Origin of the sequence: Nitrobacter vulgaris (assembly GCF_031453995.1) — a bacterium.
Lineage (GTDB): Bacteria > Pseudomonadota > Alphaproteobacteria > Rhizobiales > Xanthobacteraceae > Nitrobacter > Nitrobacter vulgaris.
In genome coordinates, this window is record NZ_JAVDPZ010000002.1 from 1 (window position 1) to 22,105 (window position 22,105).

Sequence of the window (22,105 nt, forward strand, 5' to 3'; positions counted from 1 at the left end):
AACCCATGCTCGTCGCGCAGCCGCTCGAAAATCCGCTTCGCCGTGTGTCGCTGCTTCACCGGGCCGGTCCGGTCCGCTTCCAGGATCGCATCGATCACCGGCAGCAGCGCGCCCAGCTTCGGCTTCATCACAGGCTTCGTGCGCGTGTAGCCAGGCGGCAGCGAGAAGCGGCACATCTTCAAGACCGTCTCGCGGCTCAGCCCGAATACCCGGGCCGCCTCACGACGGCTGTTGCCCTCGACAAAGACGAAATGCCGGACGGCGGCGTAGACTTCCACGGCAAACATTCCCGGCCGACCCCCAAAGGGATCAACCTAGCCACTGGACGGTTTTTACTCCGCCCGCACCGACATCACGCCGGCGCTCCGTGGCCTACTTTGTCACCGCCACGCACATAGATTGCAGGTCTTTCAACAGGAAAACGAAAAAATCGTCTTTCTCATCAGGCTTGATCAACACGTATACGCACAGGAGATCAGGATTCAAAAGCGTGCGGGGACCACGAACTTTTTGCTCGCCATCCATAAAATCAATATCCAAGAACGAAGTCGCGGTGAACTGCCAAGAGGGACCGTTTATCGCCTTCACTTGTATCGGGACGGCATAACCACGTTCGTTCGCTACGAGAAGATCGAACATAGGGACATTGCCAGCGAATGGAGTCGCCACATAACCCAGACGTCCAAGTTTAGCCACGACGAGATGTTCCCCGATCTGTCGCGTCAATTGCATTGATCGTCCGGTCGCCATCGCGTCACTCTTAATGGAGTCCAGGAATTAGAGCCCGATGAGGAACGAGGCAAGGGCTCCAGAACCGTGTTAGCTTCTGCATGTGAGCGCCGTCGACGAAGCCCGGACCGGGCTACCGCATTAAACGCAGCTTTTTCCGCACTCAACGAATCGACGGGCGCCCGCGTTATAGCCCGAATGAATGGGTCCAAACCCCCGGTCCCCACCTTCGGCGTTGGGCGCGTAATATGTGCATTACCCTATTTTGCCCTAGAATGGCCCAGGACGCGTTTCGACCGATCTTCGCTATTCGAGCGCATTCAGAGCCTGAAAACTCACAAGCGGCGAGGCACGAGGCCCCATGGCGAAAGGCGCGATCCTGTAACGCGCTGAGTCCTCCAACCCAGGGTCATTGACAAGTACAACAGATTCGAAGCTTTAGTTGGATCAACATGGCGATCCACCACCCCATCGCGATATGCAAATTCCACGGGCTTTTTCCTGTACGGACTTTTGCTCTTAGCCCAGGATCAACCGTCACGGTTCTCAGGTGTGGGACCGACTGCCCTCAATGCGGGGGCCCGTGCGAAATCCTCCCCGGTACATACCGAGCGGGATTAGACCGGATAAATCTTCTCATCGACCCGAGTATTTCGCTCCTCGCCTTGGGAGCAATCAGAAAACTTGCCGAGCGAGTAAAGGCAGGTGAAATCACCGTTGAAAAAGCCAAGCACGAAGCCGAAAAGATACATCCTAAGGCGGCACGCCTTTTCGATATTGCTAACTGGTCGGATACAGCAAAGGCAACGCTGCTGGGCGCAATAATCACAGCCGCTGCATCTTTCGCCGTAGCAAAAATAGCATCATCACCCACGATAAACATAAATCCTACTGTTGTCGAAAGGGTACTTACCAAGCCTAACCAACCAGCGCCGCGACCAAAGCGACCCCAGAAAAAACAGCCGAGGCATCGCTGACACTAACGCGAGTACGCGCGAGACCAAAAGGCATCGGCCAAATGCCTTGACGCACCACAACCTTGTTTCATTTTACAGCCGCGAGAGCAGCTGTCGCCTGTCTTTCCATCGCTTCGGCTTTCTCGACAAGATCAGCATCGGTGAGGCTGTCGACGAAGGAAATCGCCACCGAGCCCGCGCGATTAGCATCCTCGACTGCCTTGCTCAAACGTTCAAGGCGATTAAGTTCGGACGCAAAATGCTTTGATGTCCATGCGTTGCGATGAAGCGATAGCTCGGCATCCGATAAGCCCGATAACCAAGCGGGGGCCGACAGGATGGCCGAGACGAGTAGCTGGTCATCGTTTTTGATGGCATCCGCTATGATCGCTTTTCGACGATCTTCGGGCAGCGAAGTCAATCTCTCTCGCAATTCGCGCTGGCGCGCCTCATTTAAAATGTCCTTCGAGGCAAGCGGCGCTTTCACCTTTGATCGGATTGCAGCGATCTCGGATTGAGCAGCTCCGACAGAGTCATCCAGTGATTTCGTGGCGCGTTCGAGAAGCGTGAAGTTTGCAGCCCGGGCGTCCTTGTGTCGTGCAGCTTCAGTTCGCATCGTGTTTTTTAGAACGATTGCGGTGATCGACGCTGCCTTCGTAGCGAGTTCGCGGGTTGTCTTTACGGCGTCAAAGAGCGATTGCATTACGGAATCGTCGGCGTCTTTGACCATGTGGCGTGTTATAGTGGCTTCGTGAACTGTTGGCGAAAGTGTTTTCATCACTGCCTCCGTACTGGATAAGGAAGAAAGCCCCGTTGCGCATTAAAAAGGGAGAGCTCGGCATCAAGTCCCTTTCCGGGAATGCAGCTATTCCGTTCGGCATTGCTCATGCCCCGGTTGAGTTTGCGGTGAATTTCCAATTGGGCCGCGCCGTGGGCGCTAAAGATCGTGAACCGTCTGGGGGTCGCTGTTTCTGTTAGGACACCGGCAACAGCGTTGGCGATATCGTCATGTGAATGAGAGGGATGGTCGATGCTGTCACGTCCACCGCGTGCTGTTCGTCGTTCGAGACTGACGAATTGCGAAACGAGCTTTGAATGATCCAATAGTTCGCAGCGTCGACTGTTTAGCAAAGGAAGCATATCGCGATAGATGTCCGATTTGGACTTATCGGCGACTTCGTACCGAACGCCATACTTTCTGAATTGCTCTCGTGGCCACTCGCCCGCGTAACGATCTCCTGTGACTTTCGTGATGCGATACGATCTCATCAGGCCCGCGTATTCGATGACCACGCTTTCTGGACTGAACGGAGGGCGCACCTCCCTAATGGCATCGAGAAACAAGCTATCGGCATCGCGATGGGCGATAGCTAGGGTGAAGCTATCAGCGCTACCGCCGCTTGGATCGACGAATGCGAAATATCGAAATCTCGATTGATGGGGTCGCTCGAATACGCCTTGAGCGATGCAAGCTTTTATGACTTCAAGACTGACGAACGACTCGACATCGGTCCTAAACTCGGCCCCGTATTCGGCGGCAGCCTTTGCCGGATCGCGTTCCATCTCATAGTTGATCACCGATTGGGTGATCGACGGATTCATGGTTCGGGTAGGAGCCTGCCACACCAAACAGGGATCGCCGTTTTTGCCAAAATGCGTTTTGTAGCTCTCCCACAATGCGCCTTTACGCGCGTAGGGTGAACTGGCGCACAGCATAATCGAGCCGGGTATCGATGCCATTCCGGGACGTAGCGCGGCGATAATCTCAGTGTCGGGCTCGGCCGCATTTTCAATGGGCCAGAAGGCGATCTCGTCGAGAACCGCTGCAACGATTGAATAACCCCGCGTGCTACGGAAAGAAGCAGTGTGCACTTCGATTGTGACGCGGTTGCATAAGTCAATCTGATCCGTACGCTCAGAATCGATTAACGCCTTCAACATCGGTACGGAGTGCAGTAGACCCTTGATGTATCGGACGAGTACTCGTGCTTGTCGGCGATCCTGGGCAATAAGCATGATGGTGCCACGTTCGCCGGGACTAAGGTGCTGAGTGTAATCTTTGAAGGTTGCGAGATAGACAGCCGTGAGCGCCATGATGAATGACTTTCCGCCACGCCGTCCGCATACCAACCAAGCCTCTGTATGACCCTCTAGGTTTGGCGCATCGCGTCGGGTGCATTCTCGGAACAGCTCCCGTTGCTCATCATTTAGCGGCAGGCCAAACAACGCGGAGAGGAATACGTGCCATGCGGCCCACGACTCTGGGTTCTTGAATGCAGGTGCGAAGAGGGCAGGGTCGTTGATAGCGTCGAGGATTGTCGTGCCGAGGTGTCGTGGTTTGTGTCGGACGCGCACGGTCATTCGTCGTCATCCTCCTCGCTCTCGTGTTCGACCTCGTTTTGTTTCTCCTGCTCTTTAAACCGTAGATAATCTTGTAGCGCTGGCGTGACGTCTCGCTGCCGTCGTTGAAGACCCAGGGTCACAAGCAGTCGGCGTTGGACGTTGATCGCGGCGAGCAACTCATTGGTCTCGATCTTATGCCCGCTTATAAACCGGACCTCCTGATCTTCGATGAAGGCAGAAAGTACGCCCGCGTGCTGGACCAGTTGCCGTTCGGCGGTTGAGACGTTCGATGCCCCACCTAGGTCTTCTTGTAATCTGTTTACGACCTCTTGCGCCCGGCGAGCCGCCACGGTGCGAAGATCTAGATCGGCGAATGATTGGAAACGAGCCTTGGAGACCTTGAGCTTACCGCGCTGGATCGGTGCACTGCCGCTGCTCCGAGCTTTGCCGCGAGATTTGGCCGCTTTTTCTTGCTTTTCTTGCATTTAGCCGGGCTTCCAGCGTTTTCCACCAGCTTATCCGCTACGCGATTTGCTTGCAACATGTGTGCAACACACGATCACAAACCGCTTAATTTATAGGGTTTTCGATGCGACGGTCGGATTATTTATCCGCGAGTCAAACTGTGACAGAACGTCGATTTTAACAATTATCGCAAACGCTTACACCATGTTTGAGGCACACAAAAGCGGTTCGCGAAAATTTAAGATTTTTGGCTTCCGAACGTCAGAACATTTTTGAGCGGGGCTGCGTGTGTCAGCCGCAACTTCCCTTAAACGGAAACGGCGATAATCTACCCCTGACCAATAGGCTGACCAGCTTAGCTTAGGTAGTTTTAAATTTAAGGTAGCGCAGCTCGGCAATTTGAAAGCCTCGGAGAGTCCCATGCCATTGAAGATCATTCTGGTAATTGCGACCTTCTTTATTCCAACCATTTTGCTGGCTGATGAATATATTCAGCAACTCACTGACCACGAGTGTGCGTCAAGAGGCGGAGAAATTACGCAGTGGATGAGCTCTGCCGGTGTCGTGCCAAAGCGGGGAACGTGTCGTATCCCCACCGGCGGCGCCCCCTCTTCGTCAACAGATCGCAGCCCGCCCTCATCGAGTAATGGAGATGTTGTAAAAGGTAGCATCACAGAGAGGGCGGGCGACAAGCAGTTTGCTGCCCGTGATTGGATCGGCGCTTCCATCACATACGAACTTGCTCACAAATACTATGGTTCAGGTGTGGATGCGAAGCGGGTAAAACGCAAAATGCAGATAGCTGATTGTAAGGAAGCACAACAAGAGGCCAAGAAGCATGAAACCGACGGAGATATACGCGGGGCGCGTGCTGCATTGAGCGTGGGTATGGAGGACAGCTGTGGGCCGTCTGAAACAGACGTCTTGCTGGTCGAAACTATGCTGGAGCACCTGAACAGGTTGCGGTCAACAAGTGCCCCATCAGGCTCATCGCCAACGTTTAAACAAAGCAATCAAATTGGCTCGGAACCTACGCGCACTCCGACACCAGTAACACCCAGCACGGTCCAACCCTCCTCAAATAGGGATGCGATATTGCGTTCGACCGCATGGTGCTCCTCCACCGCCCCCGGAATTGGTTCTGCAAAGTCATGTATCTCGATTAAGGACGCGGGATATCATCAATTTGAAGTAGTCACCTCACCATCCTGTCCGGGATCCTATGTTGCAGCCATTTCGGTGATGGAGATAGATAAGCGGACGTGTGCAAGGGTGACTCAAACAACCAGCGCTAAAGCGCCCGGCACTGTATCGAATTACAAGGGTGCACCCGTTATTCTCGATGCAATCAAGTTCGATGGCAACAGTGAACTTCGTAAATGTTATGTACTTCGCCACAGCGGTGGACCTTGCGAAATCCAGTAATGTTCGAGATTGCCTTGTATTTCCTGTAGGTATCGGAGAAAATTATTGCCGATATTCAATGCGTTAAAGGTCATATTGATCGTTTGTATACATAATCATCATGAGGATTACCTCGGAAGCAGATGCTCAACATCGATTGGAATCAAGCATCGATTGACGTTGATCTCCTTCCTAAACCTATCGATGACAGCTTGCGTTGAGCCGAGTGCGGTTGCAGCGATATAGCCCCGTCGTCGATCAACATGATATTTAATGGGACCGCACGTTTTCACCCATTCAGTTCGCCGCTTTTGTTGCTTTCCTCGATTCCATAACATCCGCCCTAGTGCGGAGTAGTTGATTTCGCGCAGGATCAGGCGCTTTCGCCAAAATTCGCGATAATCGAAATTGATGAGATCATTGGCTGAATGAATGCCCGCGCGGCGCAGTGCCTCGCTTCCTGATATACGCCAATCGATGTGAAGACAGTATTCCTCGCCGGTGATCCGACACGGCAAATCAGCATAAGTCGCGATTTGGTTCGGGGCGCCTCGAGCTGCTGTGTACCGTGTCCCTTTGTCGAAACTGATGCCCTGATTTCCGTGGTGCTTCTTTACTATGATACTGCGGAACAACCGATCCGCATAATCCTTGTCGACTTCGTCATCGAAAATCCAATCCAAACTAATTTCCGCATAACTGAGGTGCACGCCGTCGCGGTTAGCGAGCCACCGCAGCACCTCATCGGTCGGTTGAAAAATATTGTAACGTTCGACATAACTCCGATTGAATCTCATAGGCCAAGGGTGACGTCGCAGTTTAATATACTGCTCATCACGCGGGACAGCCCGACATTGTTGGCCCAGCCAAGCAATCTCGTCTGGAGCTAACGGTCGCTTGAACCAGACACGCATGCCGTCAATGTATGCGTGGACCGCAATCGGGTGGGGTATTGTCATGCCACGCCTTCGCGAAAAGCCACGCCCGCGAGTCTCAATCGTGTTTCGGATACAGCCTACGTTTGGCGACGCGTGATTTTATGCGGGGCTGAGGTTTCTCACGCGGCGGGATCGGCTTCACGTTTTCGTCGGGCAACAAGGCGCGGTCGATTTCCGAAGGTACCGCGACGATTGCTTTAGGCCCAAGTTTCTTCGCCGGGATGACACCCCTGTCGATCAGATAATATGCCGTGCGAACCGGCCTGCCGATGTACTGGGCAATCGCTCCCACGCCCCAAAGCAAATCTCGCGACGAAATATGATCGTTCTGCGTCATGGCGTTTTTCCTTTCACCATGACGTCAGTATTAGGAACGTTTGCGAGAATCTTCGCTCGTTAGTCGCGACTTTTGAACATCGGGTCTAAACGCAAGTTTCGAATTCTTTCGGAGGTGAGATCTGTCCACCCAAAACGCTCGTTTGCATATACGGCAGCTTCTTCACATGCCTGATCCTCGGCGCTATTGGCACCCGTCGCCTTCATGCCCCCCTCAACCAACGCCTGTTTTTTCGCGAGCATGAAGTCGGAGACTGCTTTCTCCTTCAGTTTGGCTTGCAGTGTCTTGGGTGGGCGCTGCCGTCCCTTGCCAATACGTGCACCGCGCTTCGCGCACGCTAGGATACGCTTCCAAGCGTCGTAAGAAACGATTGGCATATCCACAGGAGTTCCGCGGAGAGACGCGAATTCCATGCGGATCTGAACAAATTCGATTAAGTCGTGGTCGCTCAGATCGTCAGATGACGCGAGCGAGCTAATCTTGTTGCGCTTGTGTTGCATGTAGACTGTGCCACCATCGCTAAGTGTTTGAGACAGCGTGATTTTATCATGCAACATGTGCGACATAAAAGCAGCCGGTCGGCGAACCGCTCAAACCAATCAAACCATTGAAGTGATTATATATTTTCGTGGCGCGCTCGGAGAGATTCGAACTCCCGACCCTCGGAATCGAAATCCCTTAGTCACCGCGTCAAATCAAACATTTAGCTTTAGGTTGAGCGTCAAACCGTGCTGCAAAAATCAAGGGCTTAGCCCGGATTTGTCAAACCTCTGCTTTCTGAAGGCGGACAGCCGGGGTGGTCATTGATGGGCAACAGTACGCCGCAAGACCATCTGAATCTCAGCAGAACTAGCATAGCGCGAAATCTCATACAGTTTGCCTGGCAGGCGAGGGTATGGGCTCGCCATAACGAAATTCAACTTTTTGCAGCATTAGCAAATTGCCGGCCATCGCGGCTGGGCGGAGCTTCGCTGAAACTGGGAGAGGGGCGCCCGGCCATCGCCGATTGAGCGCGGAATGATGAAACGGGTTGGTTTGACGACTGTCCCCGTTTACGTCCGCGCACCTAAATTCCTCTCCGCTCGCGGGCGAGATCAGCCGTCAGGTTGCCGGACCACAACAACCGGAAATGCACCGCCGGAACTTCAGGCGAAAGCCTTTCCGACGGCCCGACTGCCCGAGCACGGGCTGAGGGATAGCTAGGACCACGAACCCCAGCGTTGCCGCGGTGTATGCGCGGCGGGGAGCGGCTGGCCACCGATAAAAGGCAGTCCTGGGTATACGGTGCCGAGATGTGCTCCCTCCATGCCGCTCTCCTCTCCAGCAATGGGGAGGGGGAGGATGCGGAAGGCGGATTATTGCCTGGTTGCAGTCATCAAAGGAGTGCCTCCGATGGGAAGATCTGGTTGGCGTGTACGACTGGAAAGCGGACTGAAGCTCGATCTTAATCGCCTTCTACAGCGTGGCGCGGTTCGATCGGGTGCGCATGCAGGACCGGTCGGACTAACTTGGACTGACAGCAATTGGGGTCAAATCGGCTCAGCCAGAATATGGGCGGACATGACGGGAGCTTGTGAAGGTCAGTTCAAAATCGAAATGGGTCCATTACGGCAGGAAATGGTCCTGGTGCGTGATCCCAGGCACTTTGGCGGCGGGCAATGGTATTTTATGTGCCCCGTGATGGACCGACGCGTTTCGGTGCTCTGGAAACCGTCGGGTGCAAGTCGTTTCTGTAGCCGGCAAACGTGGGGCCGCCAGGTCGCATATCAGAGCCAATTCTTGTCACCCACCGACCGGCTTTGGCGAGCAAAGACGAAACTCAACAACCGGCTGTGTGCAAAAGGCGACTTCGATGCCGAGGAATGGGACTTTCCGCCCAAGCCAAAATGGATGCGATGGCACAGCTACCGACGTTTTGAGGAGCGTTTCGAACGGTTAGAGGACAAGCTCGATGACGACATCTTCCGAGCAACGCTGCGGCTTTCGCGCTGCTGGAAAAACTCATGACGATTCAAGGAGTGCCGATAGGTTACGCAACAGTTTTCGATTCTTTAAACCGTGGTCGGGCTGGCAGTGGTGCGCTCGCCAGACAGCGGCGATTCTCAGGATGAGCGTAGGCCTCGCCTCTTGAGTAAGGTCTTAAAATGACGACATTTCAACAACTTATCGCAGAAAGTGATGTTGACGTTTTCTGTCAACCGACTCATGGTGATCCATCTTTGTATTGGGGCAGAATCAGTTGGCAAAGAAGCAAAATCCCTCCGTTCTGCGTTCTCGTAGAGAGGCGCTCGGCCTATCTCAGGCGCAAGTGGTAGCCGAGCTCGGCGTTACCAAGTCTCTGTTGAGCTTGATCGAGAATGGGAAGCGGCAACTCACGACTGACCAGGTATCCGTCCTTGCGAAGGTGCTTCGTGTGCCGCCCGATCTCTTGCTCCTCGAAGCCGGAAAGCTGCCGGACGACGTTCAAGGCGTGTTTGAGCATGACGCTGCGGAAGTCGTCGCCGCAGTAAGGCAGCGCACCGAGGCGCACGCTTTGGCCTATCCCACCGCTCCCGAAGTCGTCCCTATTCCAACCAAAGCGGCCAGCGCCGGCGTCCGCGTTGATCTGCCCAAGCGTATCAACGTGCGCAAAACGTCTACGTCGTATCGGGCGCACAGCTATCACACCAAGGTGCCCCCAGAGGCCATTCAGCCGTTCATCAGCGCCTTTAGTCGGCCCGGCGAGACGGTCTTTGATCCTTTTTGCGGTTCCGGCATGACCGGCGTTGCAGCCTTGAACGAAGGTCGCAACGCACTTCTTTCAGATCTCTCGCCGGCAGCAGTCCATATTGCTCGCAATTACACGACTTGGTGTGATCCTGAGGAATTCAGCAGAGCCCTGTCTGCAGTCGATAAAGAGATGAAGCCAACGATTGATTGGCTTTATCGCCCGGTCGGCTCAAAACAGATGGTCGAGTACACGACCTGGAGTGACGTATATCGCTGTCCGAAGTGCCGCGCTCGAATTTCATATTGGGACTTAGTTAATAAGGGCGGTCTGATCGAGAACGACCGCATTGAGTGTCCAAAGTGCAACACGAAGCATAGAAAGGCCGAACTCGAGTGGAGCGGAGAGGTTCCGGTGCAGAGCCATACGTCTAACGGCTCGCGATTGATCGATTCCCATCGACCGACGCGGGCGGAGCTCGCGCTCGTGGAAGATACAACTGACCTCTCAATCCCTTATTGGATTCCGCAGGTGCCGTTTGGAGCGGACCGCGAAATGTGGCGCGCTAGCCACCGCTCGATGGGCATTCAGGATGTGGCCGGATTCTTTACAAAGCGCAATCTCTACGGCCTGGCGGCGCTGCGTCACGCGATCATCGGTGCAGCTACCGGCCGCGTTCGAGAGGCGCTCATGTTCGCCTTCACGGGCGCGGTAAATCGAGCCTCGCGTCGTTACCAGTGGAACGCGAAGCGTCCCACGAACGTCATGACTGGGACGCTTTACATTTCATCTCTTCGCTACGAGTGGAACGTTTGGAGCCTATTTAGACGTAAGGCCGCGGATACCCTTCGTTACTATCAAGCGTTTCCAAAGACTACCGCTCGGGCGGACGTTTTCCAGCGCTCTGCTACCGATCTCAATTGTCTTCCCGATGGCTCAGTCGATATGGTGTTCATGGACCCGCCCTTCGGGTCCAACATCTTTTATGCCGACTCGTCGCTGCTTTGGGAGGCCTGGCTTGGAGATCTGACCGATCAGAGTTCGGAGATCGTCGTCAATAAGCACCGCTCGTCTGCAACCGGAGGTAAGAGTCTCCAAGACTACACGGATTTGATGACGCGCTCGTTTGCCGAAGCGGCGCGGGTTCTGAAGCGCGGCGGCCGAGCGGTGCTTGCGTTTTCGAACACTGACGGTGAGGTATGGGAGAGCATCCAAAAATCTCTCTCGTTTGCGGGTTTTGATACGGCGAGCGTCCATACGCTCAGCAAGGGGCAGCCCTCAATAAAAGGCGTGAAGGGCGTCTCCGGCAAGGAGAATGTCACGACGCTCGACCTGATGCTTTGCTTGGAGCATCGCAAAACGGCCGTTCAGATGATGGTGCCGTTTCCTCCGCCTCACAGCCTCATCGACCAAGCGATCCGAGACGCGATCACCAGTGCGTCTGAGGGCCAGCGCACGGATGAGGTTTACTCTGCAGTCGTACGAGGGATCGTGGAGGCAAATTACTCCGTCTCAGGCATCTCCATGTCGGGAGTGGCCGCCCGCTGCAAGGAGCTTGGAGCCGTTTTGAAAGACGGTCTGTGGAGTCTTCCGAAAGTTAAGCAGGCGCAAGAAGATTATTTCGCCGGCTATCTGAGCCGAAGCATCAACTTACCGTGCAGTGAGAGCGAAATCACGGTTACCAAGCCGCTGGGCCTCGCTCGCGTTGCTGGCGGGCGAAACAGCGCCTTTTACATGGCGCACAGTTATCACACGAAAGTGCCTCCAGAGGCGATCCACCCTTTCATTGAGCATTACACGAAGCCTGGCGACGTCGTTCTCGATCCCTTCTGTGGTTCTGGAATGACAGGTGTGGCGGCCGCGCTTTCAGGTCGTCGTGCCATTCTCAATGACCTATCCCCGGCGGCGGTTCACCTCGCCTGGAATCACACACAGCCTTGCGACCCGGAGGCGCTCGCCGCAGGGTTTTCCGCGCTCGAAGCGCGGGTGGAGAAGCGGTTCAAGAGTATGTACCGCACTAGGCACTCTGACGGTCAGCCTGCGCGTATCCATTGGACGATGTGGAGCACAAAGCATCGGTGTCCCGCCTGCAGTAACAAGTTCATGCTGTGGGAAGCGATCGATCGAGAGAGCGGTCGGCTCGGCAAAACGATTGTTTGCCCTAACTGCAAATCGGATTTGAACCGTTCGAGAATTGACCTTCTTGGATCGAGCCCCGCTTGGATCGCATATGCAACTGAGGACGGTCGCCGCTTTGAAAAAGCGCCTGACGAGGCCGACATCAAGCTTGCGCGTAGTTTCAGGCGAGAAGACATATCACTTCCCTATCCCACAACGCCGGTCGCGTCGGATCGCGAGATGTACATTCGCTGTGCCCTGCAGCTACAGAAGATCGCTTCCGTTGCCGATTTCTATACGCCCCGAAACCTCGCCGCCCTCTCAATCCTTTGGAGCGAGATACTGGCGACGCCGGATGAGCGCGTTCGCCGTGGGTTAGCCTTCGCATTCACAAACACTGCGTGGCATGGAACACGCATGCGACGTTTCAACGCAAGGGGCGGGCAGAGGCCTCTGACCGGCACATTATACATACCCCAACTCTCTTCCGAGGCCAACGTCTTGGAAGTCATGCGGAACAAGATCGGTCAGCTGCAGAAATATTATCGGACCTTCCGTCCACTCGGAGCGGATCTACCAAACATCACGCTGGGAAGCGCAACACACCTCTCGTCGATTGCTGATGCGTCGATCGACTACGTGTTTACCGATCCCCCATTCGGTTCGAACATCTTCTACGCGGATTGCAATCTCATCTGGGAAGCATGGCTTGGCCGTATCACTAATGCCAATCTGGAAGCAGTCGTAAACCGCTCGCTCAGCGCCGAAAAGGGCGGCAAGTCATTGCGCGTGTACGGCGACCTCATTCGAGGCGCGATGCAGGAGATTGCGCGAGTTCTGAAGCCCGGTGGATGGGCTACGATCGTCTTTCACAACACTGATGCCGAAGTCTGGCAGGTTATCCGCGATGCAGCGCAGGCGACCGGTTTTACGTTCCACGAAGCTTCGTCGCTGGATCGCCAACAGCAAAGTCACAAGGGCTACAAGGGCCGCTCCGAGAGCGAGGATGTCGCTCACTTCGATGTGGTGTTTAATCTTCAGAAGTCGGGCAAGACTGCACAAAAGCCGGCTACCAACGCCTTTCACCTCGATCTTGATGTTCTCATTGAAACGCTTGCGCAAGACCCGGAGATTTCCAGTCGAGGGCTGCAGGGCCTTCATGCAGAAGTTATGCGAAGACTTGCATCGGCGGGTGCAGTGACCTTTGTCGACTTCGCGGATATCCGCGCTTGCTGGAACCGAATTAAGCAATCGCGTTCGCTTCGTGCATCTTGAGTAGGTTGGTGAGCATTGATCTCAGATGGTGCGTGGGATCAGCAGATGTGGGACGCAGAGGAACTGCGCCTACACCGTCGGCGTTCGTGACCGCTGATGCGTTATCTCGCTTGTGCCCATTTCGTTCGAAGAACACAAACTCGCTACCTGGGTAAACGACGCTAGCACTACGGAGGCCCGTTATTGCATCTCGGTACGCGTGCATCTTGTACAGATCGCCCCGCTTGTACGTGATCCCGCCGTCATCCGGGTCCGACTCTGCATTTTCTAAGCGGACTAACCGATACTTTGCGTCAAAGGCGTGCAGCGCCTCGCCGATCTGTACGATGACATCGGGACGCAGGGGGGTCGAATATGCTGTTCCGTTCGATCGTCGGTATGTTCGGTTGTAATAGACGGTGACCTTGGTGCCGATCGCTGTGGAGAGACCCAGGCTTAAGCTCTCTCCCATCTCGTCTCGTTGAACTTGAGGAGGCTCAGCTGTCTTAAGCCCCGCAATCTCAACGATTGACTGGACAATTTTGACGAAGACCCAATATTCATACAGGGTCGCTACGTCTCGTCCTTCGAGCAGCCTACGCACAAGCGCGTTGCCGGCCGGTAACGAGACGTGCTCTGTGAAATCGCCCCAGAAAACACGCACGTCACGATATCCCTCTGCTTTCGCGAGCGCCTGCGAGGGAGATTGAAACGAGGTCAATTGGCCAGCTTCTGCGATAAACGGCAGCCCAGCAAACCCTTCCAAGATCCCCAGCATTGCCCGACAGTCCCGGCGCAATTCGTCATGCAGCTTGGGATGATCGACGAAGCGATACACGAGCGCCAAGCACTCGCTCACCACGTGCTTCGCAAACCGATTTTCTGGAGTGTCGAAGGAGAGACGCCCCCGCGGCGCGGCGACCGTTGCCGGGAAGTGACGCTTAGCCGGAGTGCCGAAGCTCAGCTTTTCAGCCAGACGATTGCTGGCAAGGATCACTGTATCCGACACGGGCACTAATCTTTCCAGCCGCGTGAACACGGATCGCATGGCCCGATGATCAAGCCTGCGCACGCGATTCAGGGGGACAACCGGACGGTCGGGCTCGAAGCGACGAGTCGCGTTCCTTTCGATGATGCTCAGCCAATCCTGTAGGCGTGCGCCAGGGCTCTCAAGAATCATCAGATGCCTCAAAAACTGGAGCTGATGATACGGCACCGGGGAGCGATACGACGTGTCGGCGGAACCGGCGAATGCCAGCGGGGCGCGCCAGCCGAATATAAGCGACGAAGAGACTTCCGAAATCTCTTGTAGCAATCTTGATGTGCCATCCAGACCTAGTTTGGTCGAGACGACTTCGATCTCTACCCCGGCAAGAGATGCCTTTCCTACAAAATTGCGAAACGAGAGGATGCCAAGGTCCGGCTGTACTAGATCGGCGCCCAGAGTCTCCAAACGATGTCGGTCTACTTCATTGACGGATGTTGGAAACGAAAGGACGTATTCGACCTGTTCCTCAAGCTGAATAGTGTCGCCGATGTAAGCAGATTGTGACGATTTCCCGCCCGTCCGTTGCCGGTACCTGAAAGCGAAGGGTGTCATCAGGCTCATTTGAAGAAGGAGACGAAGCCAAAGTCGCGCAGTGATCGGAGCATTTCCAGTGCCCTAAAATATGAATACGGGAGGCCCACCTTGTATGACGCTTCCAGTTCCTGGATATCGATCTCCGCATTCGATTGCTTGAGGTCGCGCAGATACGCACAAAGCTTCAAAAGCGGACCTTCGAGCTTCGCCCTATTCCCCGAGATTTTTGGGAGGACCTTTTGCAGGATGGCGATGTCGAGGGCGCGCAAAAGGTCAGCGTCATCCTCCTCCGGTAGAAGCTCATTGTAGGTGTTGATAAAGAGGGCGATCTCGTTGGCAGACCGATATCCGAAATGAAGCCGCGCATGCTCAAGAATATCGTTGATGGCTGACAAGTGGGTGTGAGTGCCTTGGGGGAGCGCGGCATAATCTTTCGCGGTAGCAAGGCGGAACGCGGGCAGTTCGTCGGGAAATCGGAAGCCCTTGTTGGACGAGCCGTGAGAGCCGCCGCGAAGCTCTTCCAAGTCGACGTCGTCAAACTCAATGACCATGGCCCGATCTAGGACCTTCGGGCTGAATCCGAATGTCGTTTCGTCGACGTTGACGGTACCGGTCACGACGAGGTTGGTGGGCAACTCAAGATTCGAAGGCACCGGCACATTAGTGAAGGTGCCATCGGGTTCGAACAGCCGTCCCTCCATCTGATTCTCTGAGCGATGCAATGCGACCGGATGCTGAATGATCTTGCCGTCTCCGAATTGCCGGCGACTCTCCGTGCATGAAAGCCAGTCGGAGAAGTAGTGCTCGACCCGCGCCAGATTCATTTCGTCCAGGAGCATGAAGTATCGGGGTGCAGTCTTCTTGTCGGTTGCAGCCTCGTGCTCCTTGCTTGCACGCAGAATCAGATCGAGTGCTTGCGTGGATTCGTATTGCTCTGTGATCGGGTTGACGAAGCCGAGGATTGACTGGTTATCGATCCAATCTGGCCGCACAGCGACGAGAGCGAACCGACTTGGATCGGGCTTTCCTTTTGCGGCAACGAAGATGAAGCTCGTTCCAACGACGGGAGCTTTCGCACTGACCCGGCCTTTCGCGGGGCTTGCGCTATAGAATTCTGCCACAAGCTCGGCCAGCTTCGACTTTCCCGTGCCGCTAACACCCGCCAGAATGACGAACGGCTTCGTGAGCAAAGCCGCGATGTACCGCGCCAGCAACTGCGGTTCGAAATGGAAGCCACGACTTCGACAGTATTCTACGATGCTCGAAGCCGCCGGGCTCGGCGTGGTTGATTGCGCCTCAGTTGCGCTCATGCTTCCCTGGAGGACGGAATTGTTGTGAAGAAGGTATGCCGGCAACAGTGCCGGACTCATGGTGATGATATGGCCTTCACCGAAATTAGTGGACTTTGTGAGGTGATGGATGCCGTTGTCGTGGCCGGCTTGAATGTCCGCATCCTTTACCTGGACGGAAGGTGAGGCGCGCGAGCCACTAGCCGTGCTGTCGATCCATCGTTCGAGCCATCGTCGGTCGTATGCGACGATCGCATCTCGATCGCGTGAGTAGCCGACAAGCAAGTCCTGAATGCGGTCCTTGTCGATATCCGCCTTGGAGGAGGGGCCGTTGGTGATCTGAATACGAAATTCATCGGCTGCTCGCACGGTGGGTCCACCGCCGCCGTGAGAAATCTCAAAAGCCCAAAGCCGATACCGAAGCTTCTTCCCCTCGACATTCCAATCGATGCGGATTGGATTGGTCGCCCCGCTAGGCTCCTCTACGCAATTAAATCCCAGTTTGGCGAAGCCCGACATCATCGCCTTATGATCGCTAAACGAAAGCGCCATTTTTCTTGCCCCAGCCCTCCGCGACTAAACTCGTTCGTTTTTCGATTCGAGTCGCGGTCAGTGTATACAACTAGCGAGCACCGCGGCCGAACTCGGCGAAGTCCCTGTGATGCTTTAATGTTAAAGAGCCAAGCATCCCTTTGGATTCGCCTGCGCTGTCGCTAGCGCGGCCGTAGACCGACTCGCAAACGGCCGTAGTACCTAGGGTTGCTTGCTTGTTCTTAATGCTTTGACATGTTACAAATCAATCAACGACGGTTGATTGATTTGTAACGGAGGCGATATGGACGGGAAGTGGATATCCTACCTTCGCGTAAGCACTGATCGGCAGGGCAAATCAGGTCTAGGGATTGAGGCGCAGCGGATGTCGGTCGCCGAATATCTCAACGGTGGCAATTGGAAGTTGGTTAAGGAGTTCGTGGAGGTCGAGAGCGGCAAGCGCATAAATCGCCCAATGCTTGCAGAGGCAATCAGGGCCTGCAGGGCCTATGGCGCTAAGCTGGTCATAGCCAAGCTGGACCGCCTCTCTCGTGATGCTCACTTTCTGCTAGGCTTGGAGAAGGCCGGAGTCGACTTTGTAGCGGCCGATATGCCGAACGCGAATCGGCTTACCGTCGGAATCATGGCAATGGTGGCCGAGGAAGAACGGCGGATGATCAGCAAGCGTACCAGGGATGCGTTGGCTGCTGCGAAAAGACGAGGCACGAAGCTGGGGGGCCACCGCGGTGTTGTACCGGGCAATAAGTGCCGTGCGCTCGCTACGGAGGCGCTAAAGGCGCGCGCTGGCTCGCGGGCTGCTGATCTCGCCCCTATAATTGACGACTTGCAGGCGGCGGGCAAAACGAGCCTTCGGGACATTGCGCAGGGATTGAACGATGCCGGCATTCCCACGGCTCGGGGGACCGGCAAGTGGTCAGCTGTCCAGGTCCAGCGCGTGCTGAATCGACTTGGAGCATAGGCCCATCACATTTTGGTTGTGGAATTTTGACGTTCTAGCTTTCACGAATAAACGTCACTGTCCGCCGCAAGCGCTGCGGCTCGGCTGTATATCCCGCCATAATCCACGCTCGGCTGTGCGAGTGCGCCGTTTTCTTCGGGTCTTCGTTCGCCCACCATGCATCGTATGCGTATGCGGACGGTGGCAGTGACCGGCCAATCAGCATCTCGATTTCCGCAAATGACATCTGGAGAGACTGAGAAGCGTTTGCGGCCAGCTTATGCCTCAATGGATCATAGACAGACATAGACAGACATCCCTTCGCCCTTTCCTCTGTTCAGGCGAGTATAGCAAACCTCCGCATTGATCAAAGATGGGAGCTTTAGTCGGGCCCACTGGATGAAGATCGCCAATACGCGACCTCATCATCCGATCGTCCACAGACAATTTTAAATGCATCCATTGCATTTGAATTGCAAATCAGTTTATTTGCTATGACGGCACTTGAACGGGCTCGGTCATGGCGATCACGCCGGCGGAATTGGTTGGGACGGTAGCTGTTGCGTTGGGCATCCCCTACGGAACAGTCAAAAATTACGACCGTCGGCTTATGGAAGCGGGTCTTCGTACAAAGAAGGGACATGGGCGCGGCAGCGCCTTGATGGGACCTGAGGACGCGGCGATACTGCTAGCGGCAATCGCTTCCTGCGACGAAATAGGACGCGCTGCCGACTGCGTCCGGACACTTTATGAACTGCCATTCGCTGGTAGGTCGAGCGACCACCCCCGAAATAAATTCGAGGACCTACCATTCCTGTGCAATGCTATCGGGCGCAAGGACAAAGAGGTAAACACATTCGGAAAAGCCCTAGTCGCTGTGATCCAGCATCTTACTGAGAAGGCAGACACTAGGCATTACTTCGGGTTCGAGGTTTCGATCGCGGGCGGCGATCCTTACGCGGCTGATCTGATTATCACCACGCCAAAGAAAACAAGACGGATCGAGTTCTACCGCGCCGGTACGATTCAGAGCACGTTCGACGCCTTTCTTCGAATTAAGCGAGTAATTATTGGATCTGCCCTTGAGATAATTGCCAACGCTTTAGCCGAGCGTGAAGGGGCGGCCTGATGTCCAGCGCAACTTTGCAGATCAATGTCATTCCTAAGCGGTTGCTGAACGAGGCTGAGGCAGCCCACCACTGTGGTCGCCCAGTGAAGCGCTTCAAAATGGAATGCCCCTGCCAAGCTGTCGTCTTCCCAAACGGCGATAGGCGCTACGATGTGCAGGATCTCGATGGTTGGATCGACAGTCTCAAGGCTGGGGGTAAGATTGAAGCTGACGACATCTTGGCGAGGCTTGGTTCATGACTCTAGTTCGGGTCAAGGGCTTCAAGATTTTTGACGACCGTCATGGTCGGAAGCGCTGCTACCATCGCAGGACCGGTTTAGCCGTTGATCTGGTAAAATGCCCATTCGGCTCCGCGGAGTTCATAGCGGAGTGCGCCCGCATCGCCGCACTAGTGAGCGCGACGGAGCCTAAGCCTGGGACGTTGGGCCTACTAATTGAAAGGTACCGCGCCAACGCTGCGTTTCTCGACCTCGCCCCGAGGACCAGGGCTGATTATCAGTCTGTGTTCGACTACCTGAAGCCGATTGCCGACACGCCTTTAATTAGGTTCGATCGGCCACTGGTCGTGCGGATTCGCGATAAGGCAGCAGCGACAAAGGGGCGACGACAGGGCAACTACGTCAAGGCCGTGCTATCGCTGCTTTTCAACTGGGGCTGTGAACGGGGCTACGTCGCCAGCAATCCTGCTACTGGGATTAAGGGCATTCGGCGCAAACGAGGACTGCCCGACGCGAACCCGCCCTGGAGCGATGAAGCTCGTCATATCGTTATGGACCGGCTGCCAGCCCATATGCGGGCGCCAATCGGATTGATGATGTTTACGGGGTTGGGTCCAAGGGACGCCTTGTCGCTGCCGAAAAGCTTTTACAGGGACGGGGAGATTGCGACTCGACGATCAAAAACGGGGGAGCCGGTGTTCTGGCAATGCCCGACAGATCTAGCTGCCGTTTTGGCATCGGCGCCCAAGCACGACGCGATCACCCTTTGCGCCAACTCGCGCGGTAGGCCTTGGACTGAAAGCGGCTTCAATTCGTCGTGGCAGAAATTCCAGCGTCAACTCAGGCGGGATGGCGTTCTCGGCGGTGGTCTGACGCTTTACGGCCTGAGGCACACCGTCGCCGTCATCCTCAGGGAGATGGGATACGACGAGCGGACAATCGCCGATGCCTTGGGTCAGGCCGAGCCGAAGATGGCTCTGCATTACGCGAAACTGGCGGATCTCAAGCCCAAGATGCGTGGCGTAGTGGCAAGTTTCGACGTCGAATTGAACAAACGGAAAACCAAAACAGTCAAACCGGGAAGCTGACAGTGTCAAACCACGCAACGCCAACTGAAAGGAACTTAAAAAAAATGAATCATAGCAGCCACTTAAGTGGCGCGCTCGGAGAGATTCGAACTCCCGACCCTCGGAATCGAAATCCGATGCTCTATCCAGCTGAGCTACGAGCGCAGGCCTCCTTATAGGAACTGCAGGGTCCGGATGTCACGCGATTTGGCGAGCCGTCCTTCTTCCGGGAGTATTCCAACGGCCGATCGTTGGATGAGTTAGGATTGCTCTGACCGCGGTTCGCCCTATGCCGCTAAGCTATTGATTTTATTGAATCAATGTGTGGTAAAAAGGTGACGTCGCTCTAAAATCGTGTCAGCCAGCGGCTATCGTTGTTCCAATCGGGGAGGCTGTCGCTAATCTGGCCGCCATAACGTTGCGAATTTGCTCCATATTTCCACGGAGATGGAAGGGAGCTTCGCATCAAGTTAGTAGTTTTGGTGGGTGGCGTGAAACTTATTCAGACCGCGAAAGTCGCGTTCGTCTTGTTTACGATGACTGCGTGCTGTTCGGGTGCCGCGGCCCAATCGACGACGTCTCTCATTTCCGCAGCATCCGTGGTTCAGCAGGATTACGATGCGCTGTTCCAGCAGATGTATAAAAACCCTTCCGATTTGGAAGCCAGTTTCAAGTTCGCCGAGCAAGCCGTCAAACGCGGCGACTATGAAGCCGCTATCGGCGCCCTTGAACGGATGCTGTTCTTCAATCCGAATTTGCCGCGCGTTAAACTCGAATTGGGCGTACTGTACTTCAAGCTCGGCTCATATGAACTGGCGCGCAGCTATTTTCAGGAGGCGATCAAGGCCGCCGACGCCCCTGATGACATTCGCGTCCAGGTCCGCGCCTATTTGACCGAGATCGACCGCCGGCTTGCGCGCTACGAATTCAGCGTATTTACCACCGCCGGCTTGCGGTACCAAACCAACGCTAACCTCGGCCCCTCAAGCCTGATGGTGCGCGCGCTGGGTCAGGATGCAATCCTCAACAGCGCGTACGGCAAGCGTCCGGACTGGAATATGTTCCAGACACTTACAGCCAACTACGCCTATAAGATCGGCACGCGGGGAGACGCCATCGAAGCGAGCTTCCTAGGTATCAATTCGCGCCAATACAAACTCAACCAATTCAACCTTGGTCTGGTCGAGCTCGTGGTCGGCCCGCGCATCGCGATCGGACAGAACGCATCGTTCAAACTTTACGGCATCGGAGACCAGGCCTGGCTGGGCGACGCCAATTATTTCTCGGCTGGCGGCGGCGGCGTTTCCGCGCGCACGCTGCTCGGCGATCGCGGCATTCTGGAGGCGTTCGTCGAGCAACGGCATCGTGATTTTTTGAATTCGTCCAACTTTCCGACAGCCGCCCAACAGACCGGAGACCTGCTATCGGCGGTGGTGACCTCGGACGTGGGCTTCGGGTCAGTGCACTGGACGACGCGTGTAGGTTTCGAACAAAATCGTGCTGTCTTCGATTATTACTCATACAAGCGCTATTCGATCGACATGGCTTCTCCTTATGGGTTTGTCTTGTCGGTGTTCGGCACGCCGCATCAGTTTGTATTCGCGCCGACGATCGGCTTCAGCTGGGCCAATTTTGATGCGCCTAACCCGATCGTCGATCCGTTTCAAATACGGAACGACAAAGAGCAACGGTACGGTGCGATCTTCGATGCGCAAGTATACAAGAACGTGGGTTTGCGGACTCAAATTCTGTACACCAAGATCGACTCGTCGCTGCCGAATTATACAACCGACAACTTCTCGGTCTCGATCGGACCGGCCGCGCGGTTCTGAGCCGGAGGTTTAACCCCGATACGTCTCGCGCCCAAGCCGCGCGGCACGAAGTCGACGGTGAACCGCCGAATTCGCCCGCGTTCTTCGCCGATGCATTAGGCGATTACCTATTAGCTGCATCCAATCAACTGCTATTTTTGTACGCCAAACGGAATGGATTCCGCTAATGTGCCGGTAACATTTCGCGATGTCGTTGTGTCTCCACGGATTATCGAGCCGATCACAGAATCATTGAACCGGATTCAGAC

General features: G+C 55.2%; 18 protein-coding genes, 1 tRNA gene and 1 pseudogene. 8 read left to right on the forward strand and 12 right to left on the reverse strand.

Going from position 1 to position 22,105, the window contains the following annotated elements:
- From GGQ85_RS01070 to GGQ85_RS01090, 5 genes and pseudogenes are all read right to left on the reverse strand, one after another.
- Positions 1–287, reverse strand: a pseudogene (locus GGQ85_RS01070) (IS21 family transposase); the annotation flags it as partial.
- An 85-nt stretch (positions 288–372) separates the two neighbouring features.
- A complete protein-coding gene (locus GGQ85_RS01075) occupies positions 373–750 on the reverse strand; it encodes a hypothetical protein (RefSeq protein ID WP_309772893.1) in 378 nt (125 codons plus the stop codon).
- A gap of 1,023 nt (positions 751–1,773) precedes the next feature.
- Positions 1,774–2,172 (reverse strand): hypothetical protein, encoded by a 399-nt coding sequence (locus GGQ85_RS01080; RefSeq protein ID WP_309772895.1) that lies wholly within the window; start codon positions 2,170–2,172, stop codon positions 1,774–1,776.
- 290 nt (positions 2,173–2,462) lie between these two features.
- Positions 2,463–4,046, reverse strand: a complete 1,584-nt coding sequence (locus GGQ85_RS01085; protein ID WP_309772897.1) for a terminase large subunit domain-containing protein — start codon at positions 4,044–4,046, stop codon at positions 2,463–2,465.
- Positions 4,043–4,513, reverse strand: a complete 471-nt coding sequence (locus GGQ85_RS01090) for a hypothetical protein (protein ID WP_309772899.1) — start codon at positions 4,511–4,513, stop codon at positions 4,043–4,045. Before GGQ85_RS01090 ends, GGQ85_RS01085 begins: the two co-directional genes overlap by 4 nt.
- Before the next feature lie 400 nt (positions 4,514–4,913).
- On the opposite strand from GGQ85_RS01090, the gene GGQ85_RS01095 reads away from it, so the two are divergent.
- On the forward strand, positions 4,914–5,918 hold the full coding sequence (locus tag GGQ85_RS01095; RefSeq protein ID WP_309772901.1) for a hypothetical protein: 1,005 nt from the start codon (positions 4,914–4,916) through the stop codon (positions 5,916–5,918).
- Positions 5,919–6,025: 107 nt separating this feature from the next.
- Here the strand turns inward: GGQ85_RS01095 and GGQ85_RS01100 are convergent, their stop codons facing one another.
- From GGQ85_RS01100 to GGQ85_RS01110, 3 genes are read right to left on the reverse strand one after another with little or no spacing between them, the layout of a single operon-like run.
- Positions 6,026–6,856: a hypothetical protein gene (locus GGQ85_RS01100; RefSeq protein ID WP_309772903.1), complete on the reverse strand. Its 831-nt coding sequence runs from the start codon at positions 6,854–6,856 to the stop codon at positions 6,026–6,028.
- Positions 6,857–6,890: 34 nt separating this feature from the next.
- On the reverse strand, positions 6,891–7,172 hold the full coding sequence (locus GGQ85_RS01105) for a hypothetical protein (protein ID WP_309772904.1): 282 nt from the start codon (positions 7,170–7,172) through the stop codon (positions 6,891–6,893).
- A 59-nt stretch (positions 7,173–7,231) separates the two neighbouring features.
- Complete coding sequence (locus GGQ85_RS01110; protein ID WP_309772906.1) at positions 7,232–7,738, reverse strand: hypothetical protein; 507 nt, start codon at positions 7,736–7,738, stop codon at positions 7,232–7,234.
- A gap of 1,213 nt (positions 7,739–8,951) precedes the next feature.
- On the opposite strand from GGQ85_RS01110, the gene GGQ85_RS01115 reads away from it, so the two are divergent.
- Both GGQ85_RS01115 and GGQ85_RS01120 read left to right on the forward strand, forming a co-directional pair.
- Positions 8,952–9,179, forward strand: a complete 228-nt coding sequence (locus tag GGQ85_RS01115) for a hypothetical protein (protein WP_309772908.1) — start codon at positions 8,952–8,954, stop codon at positions 9,177–9,179.
- Between the two features lie 232 nt (positions 9,180–9,411).
- Entirely contained in the window at positions 9,412–13,272 is a 3,861-nt protein-coding gene (locus GGQ85_RS01120) for a DNA methyltransferase (protein WP_309772910.1), read from the forward strand.
- Here GGQ85_RS01120 and GGQ85_RS01125 read toward each other — a convergent pair.
- Together GGQ85_RS01125 and GGQ85_RS01130 are read right to left on the reverse strand one after the other, a co-directional pair.
- The gene (locus GGQ85_RS01125; RefSeq protein WP_309772911.1) at positions 13,241–14,851 is read right to left on the reverse strand and encodes a DUF2357 domain-containing protein; all 1,611 of its coding nucleotides are present in this window, start codon (positions 14,849–14,851) and stop codon (positions 13,241–13,243) included. The two genes, GGQ85_RS01120 and GGQ85_RS01125, sit on opposite strands and share 32 nt — an antisense overlap.
- Positions 14,852–14,856: 5 nt before the next feature.
- Positions 14,857–16,674: a DUF8727 domain-containing protein gene (locus GGQ85_RS01130; protein WP_309772913.1), complete on the reverse strand. Its 1,818-nt coding sequence runs from the start codon at positions 16,672–16,674 to the stop codon at positions 14,857–14,859.
- A 283-nt stretch (positions 16,675–16,957) separates the two neighbouring features.
- On the opposite strand from GGQ85_RS01130, the gene GGQ85_RS01135 reads away from it, so the two are divergent.
- Positions 16,958–17,632 (forward strand): recombinase family protein, encoded by a 675-nt coding sequence (locus tag GGQ85_RS01135; protein WP_309772915.1) that lies wholly within the window; start codon positions 16,958–16,960, stop codon positions 17,630–17,632.
- A gap of 34 nt (positions 17,633–17,666) precedes the next feature.
- On the opposite strand, the gene GGQ85_RS21060 is transcribed toward GGQ85_RS01135, so the two are convergent.
- Complete coding sequence (locus tag GGQ85_RS21060; protein ID WP_445376073.1) at positions 17,667–17,918, reverse strand: DUF7662 domain-containing protein; 252 nt, start codon at positions 17,916–17,918, stop codon at positions 17,667–17,669.
- Between the two features lie 213 nt (positions 17,919–18,131).
- Here GGQ85_RS21060 and GGQ85_RS01140 point away from each other — a divergent pair, with 213 nt between their 5' ends.
- From GGQ85_RS01140 to GGQ85_RS01150, 3 genes are read left to right on the forward strand one after another with little or no spacing between them, the layout of a single operon-like run.
- Entirely contained in the window at positions 18,132–18,740 is a 609-nt protein-coding gene (locus tag GGQ85_RS01140; protein ID WP_309772917.1) for a hypothetical protein, read from the forward strand.
- On the forward strand, positions 18,740–18,979 hold the full coding sequence (locus tag GGQ85_RS01145; RefSeq protein ID WP_309772919.1) for a hypothetical protein: 240 nt from the start codon (positions 18,740–18,742) through the stop codon (positions 18,977–18,979). The genes GGQ85_RS01140 and GGQ85_RS01145 overlap by 1 nt, the downstream gene beginning before the upstream one ends.
- Positions 18,976–20,046 (forward strand): tyrosine-type recombinase/integrase, encoded by a 1,071-nt coding sequence (locus tag GGQ85_RS01150; protein WP_309772921.1) that lies wholly within the window; start codon positions 18,976–18,978, stop codon positions 20,044–20,046. The genes GGQ85_RS01145 and GGQ85_RS01150 overlap by 4 nt, the downstream gene beginning before the upstream one ends.
- A gap of 67 nt (positions 20,047–20,113) precedes the next feature.
- Here the strand turns inward: GGQ85_RS01150 and GGQ85_RS01155 are convergent.
- Positions 20,114–20,190: transfer RNA gene (locus GGQ85_RS01155), tRNA-Arg, on the reverse strand.
- Between the two features lie 326 nt (positions 20,191–20,516).
- Between GGQ85_RS01155 and GGQ85_RS01160 the strand changes: the two genes are divergently transcribed.
- Complete coding sequence (locus GGQ85_RS01160) at positions 20,517–21,857, forward strand: tetratricopeptide repeat protein (protein WP_309772923.1); 1,341 nt, start codon at positions 20,517–20,519, stop codon at positions 21,855–21,857.
- Positions 21,858–22,105 lie beyond the last annotated feature (248 nt).

What these genes read in the sequence shown, in the direction of transcription:
- GGQ85_RS01075 (WP_309772893.1), bottom strand. Translation starts at nt 750, where the DNA reads ATGGCGACCGGACGATCAATGCAATTGACGCGACAGATCGGGGAACAT.
- GGQ85_RS01085 (WP_309772897.1), bottom strand. Translation starts at nt 4,046, where the DNA reads ATGACCGTGCGCGTCCGACACAAACCACGACACCTCGGCACGACAATC.
- GGQ85_RS01090 (WP_309772899.1), bottom strand. Translation starts at nt 4,513, where the DNA reads ATGCAAGAAAAGCAAGAAAAAGCGGCCAAATCTCGCGGCAAAGCTCGG.
- GGQ85_RS01095 (WP_309772901.1), top strand. Translation starts at nt 4,914, where the DNA reads ATGCCATTGAAGATCATTCTGGTAATTGCGACCTTCTTTATTCCAACC.
- GGQ85_RS01100 (WP_309772903.1), bottom strand. Translation starts at nt 6,856, where the DNA reads ATGACAATACCCCACCCGATTGCGGTCCACGCATACATTGACGGCATG.
- GGQ85_RS01105 (WP_309772904.1), bottom strand. Translation starts at nt 7,172, where the DNA reads ATGACGCAGAACGATCATATTTCGTCGCGAGATTTGCTTTGGGGCGTG.
- GGQ85_RS01110 (WP_309772906.1), bottom strand. Translation starts at nt 7,738, where the DNA reads ATGTCGCACATGTTGCATGATAAAATCACGCTGTCTCAAACACTTAGC.
- GGQ85_RS01125 (WP_309772911.1), bottom strand. Translation starts at nt 14,851, where the DNA reads ATGACACCCTTCGCTTTCAGGTACCGGCAACGGACGGGCGGGAAATCG.
- GGQ85_RS01130 (WP_309772913.1), bottom strand. Translation starts at nt 16,674, where the DNA reads ATGGCGCTTTCGTTTAGCGATCATAAGGCGATGATGTCGGGCTTCGCC.
- GGQ85_RS01135 (WP_309772915.1), top strand. Translation starts at nt 16,958, where the DNA reads ATGGACGGGAAGTGGATATCCTACCTTCGCGTAAGCACTGATCGGCAG.
- GGQ85_RS21060 (WP_445376073.1), bottom strand. Translation starts at nt 17,918, where the DNA reads ATGTCTGTCTATGATCCATTGAGGCATAAGCTGGCCGCAAACGCTTCT.
- GGQ85_RS01140 (WP_309772917.1), top strand. Translation starts at nt 18,132, where the DNA reads ATGGCGATCACGCCGGCGGAATTGGTTGGGACGGTAGCTGTTGCGTTG.
- GGQ85_RS01145 (WP_309772919.1), top strand. Translation starts at nt 18,740, where the DNA reads ATGTCCAGCGCAACTTTGCAGATCAATGTCATTCCTAAGCGGTTGCTG.
- GGQ85_RS01150 (WP_309772921.1), top strand. Translation starts at nt 18,976, where the DNA reads ATGACTCTAGTTCGGGTCAAGGGCTTCAAGATTTTTGACGACCGTCAT.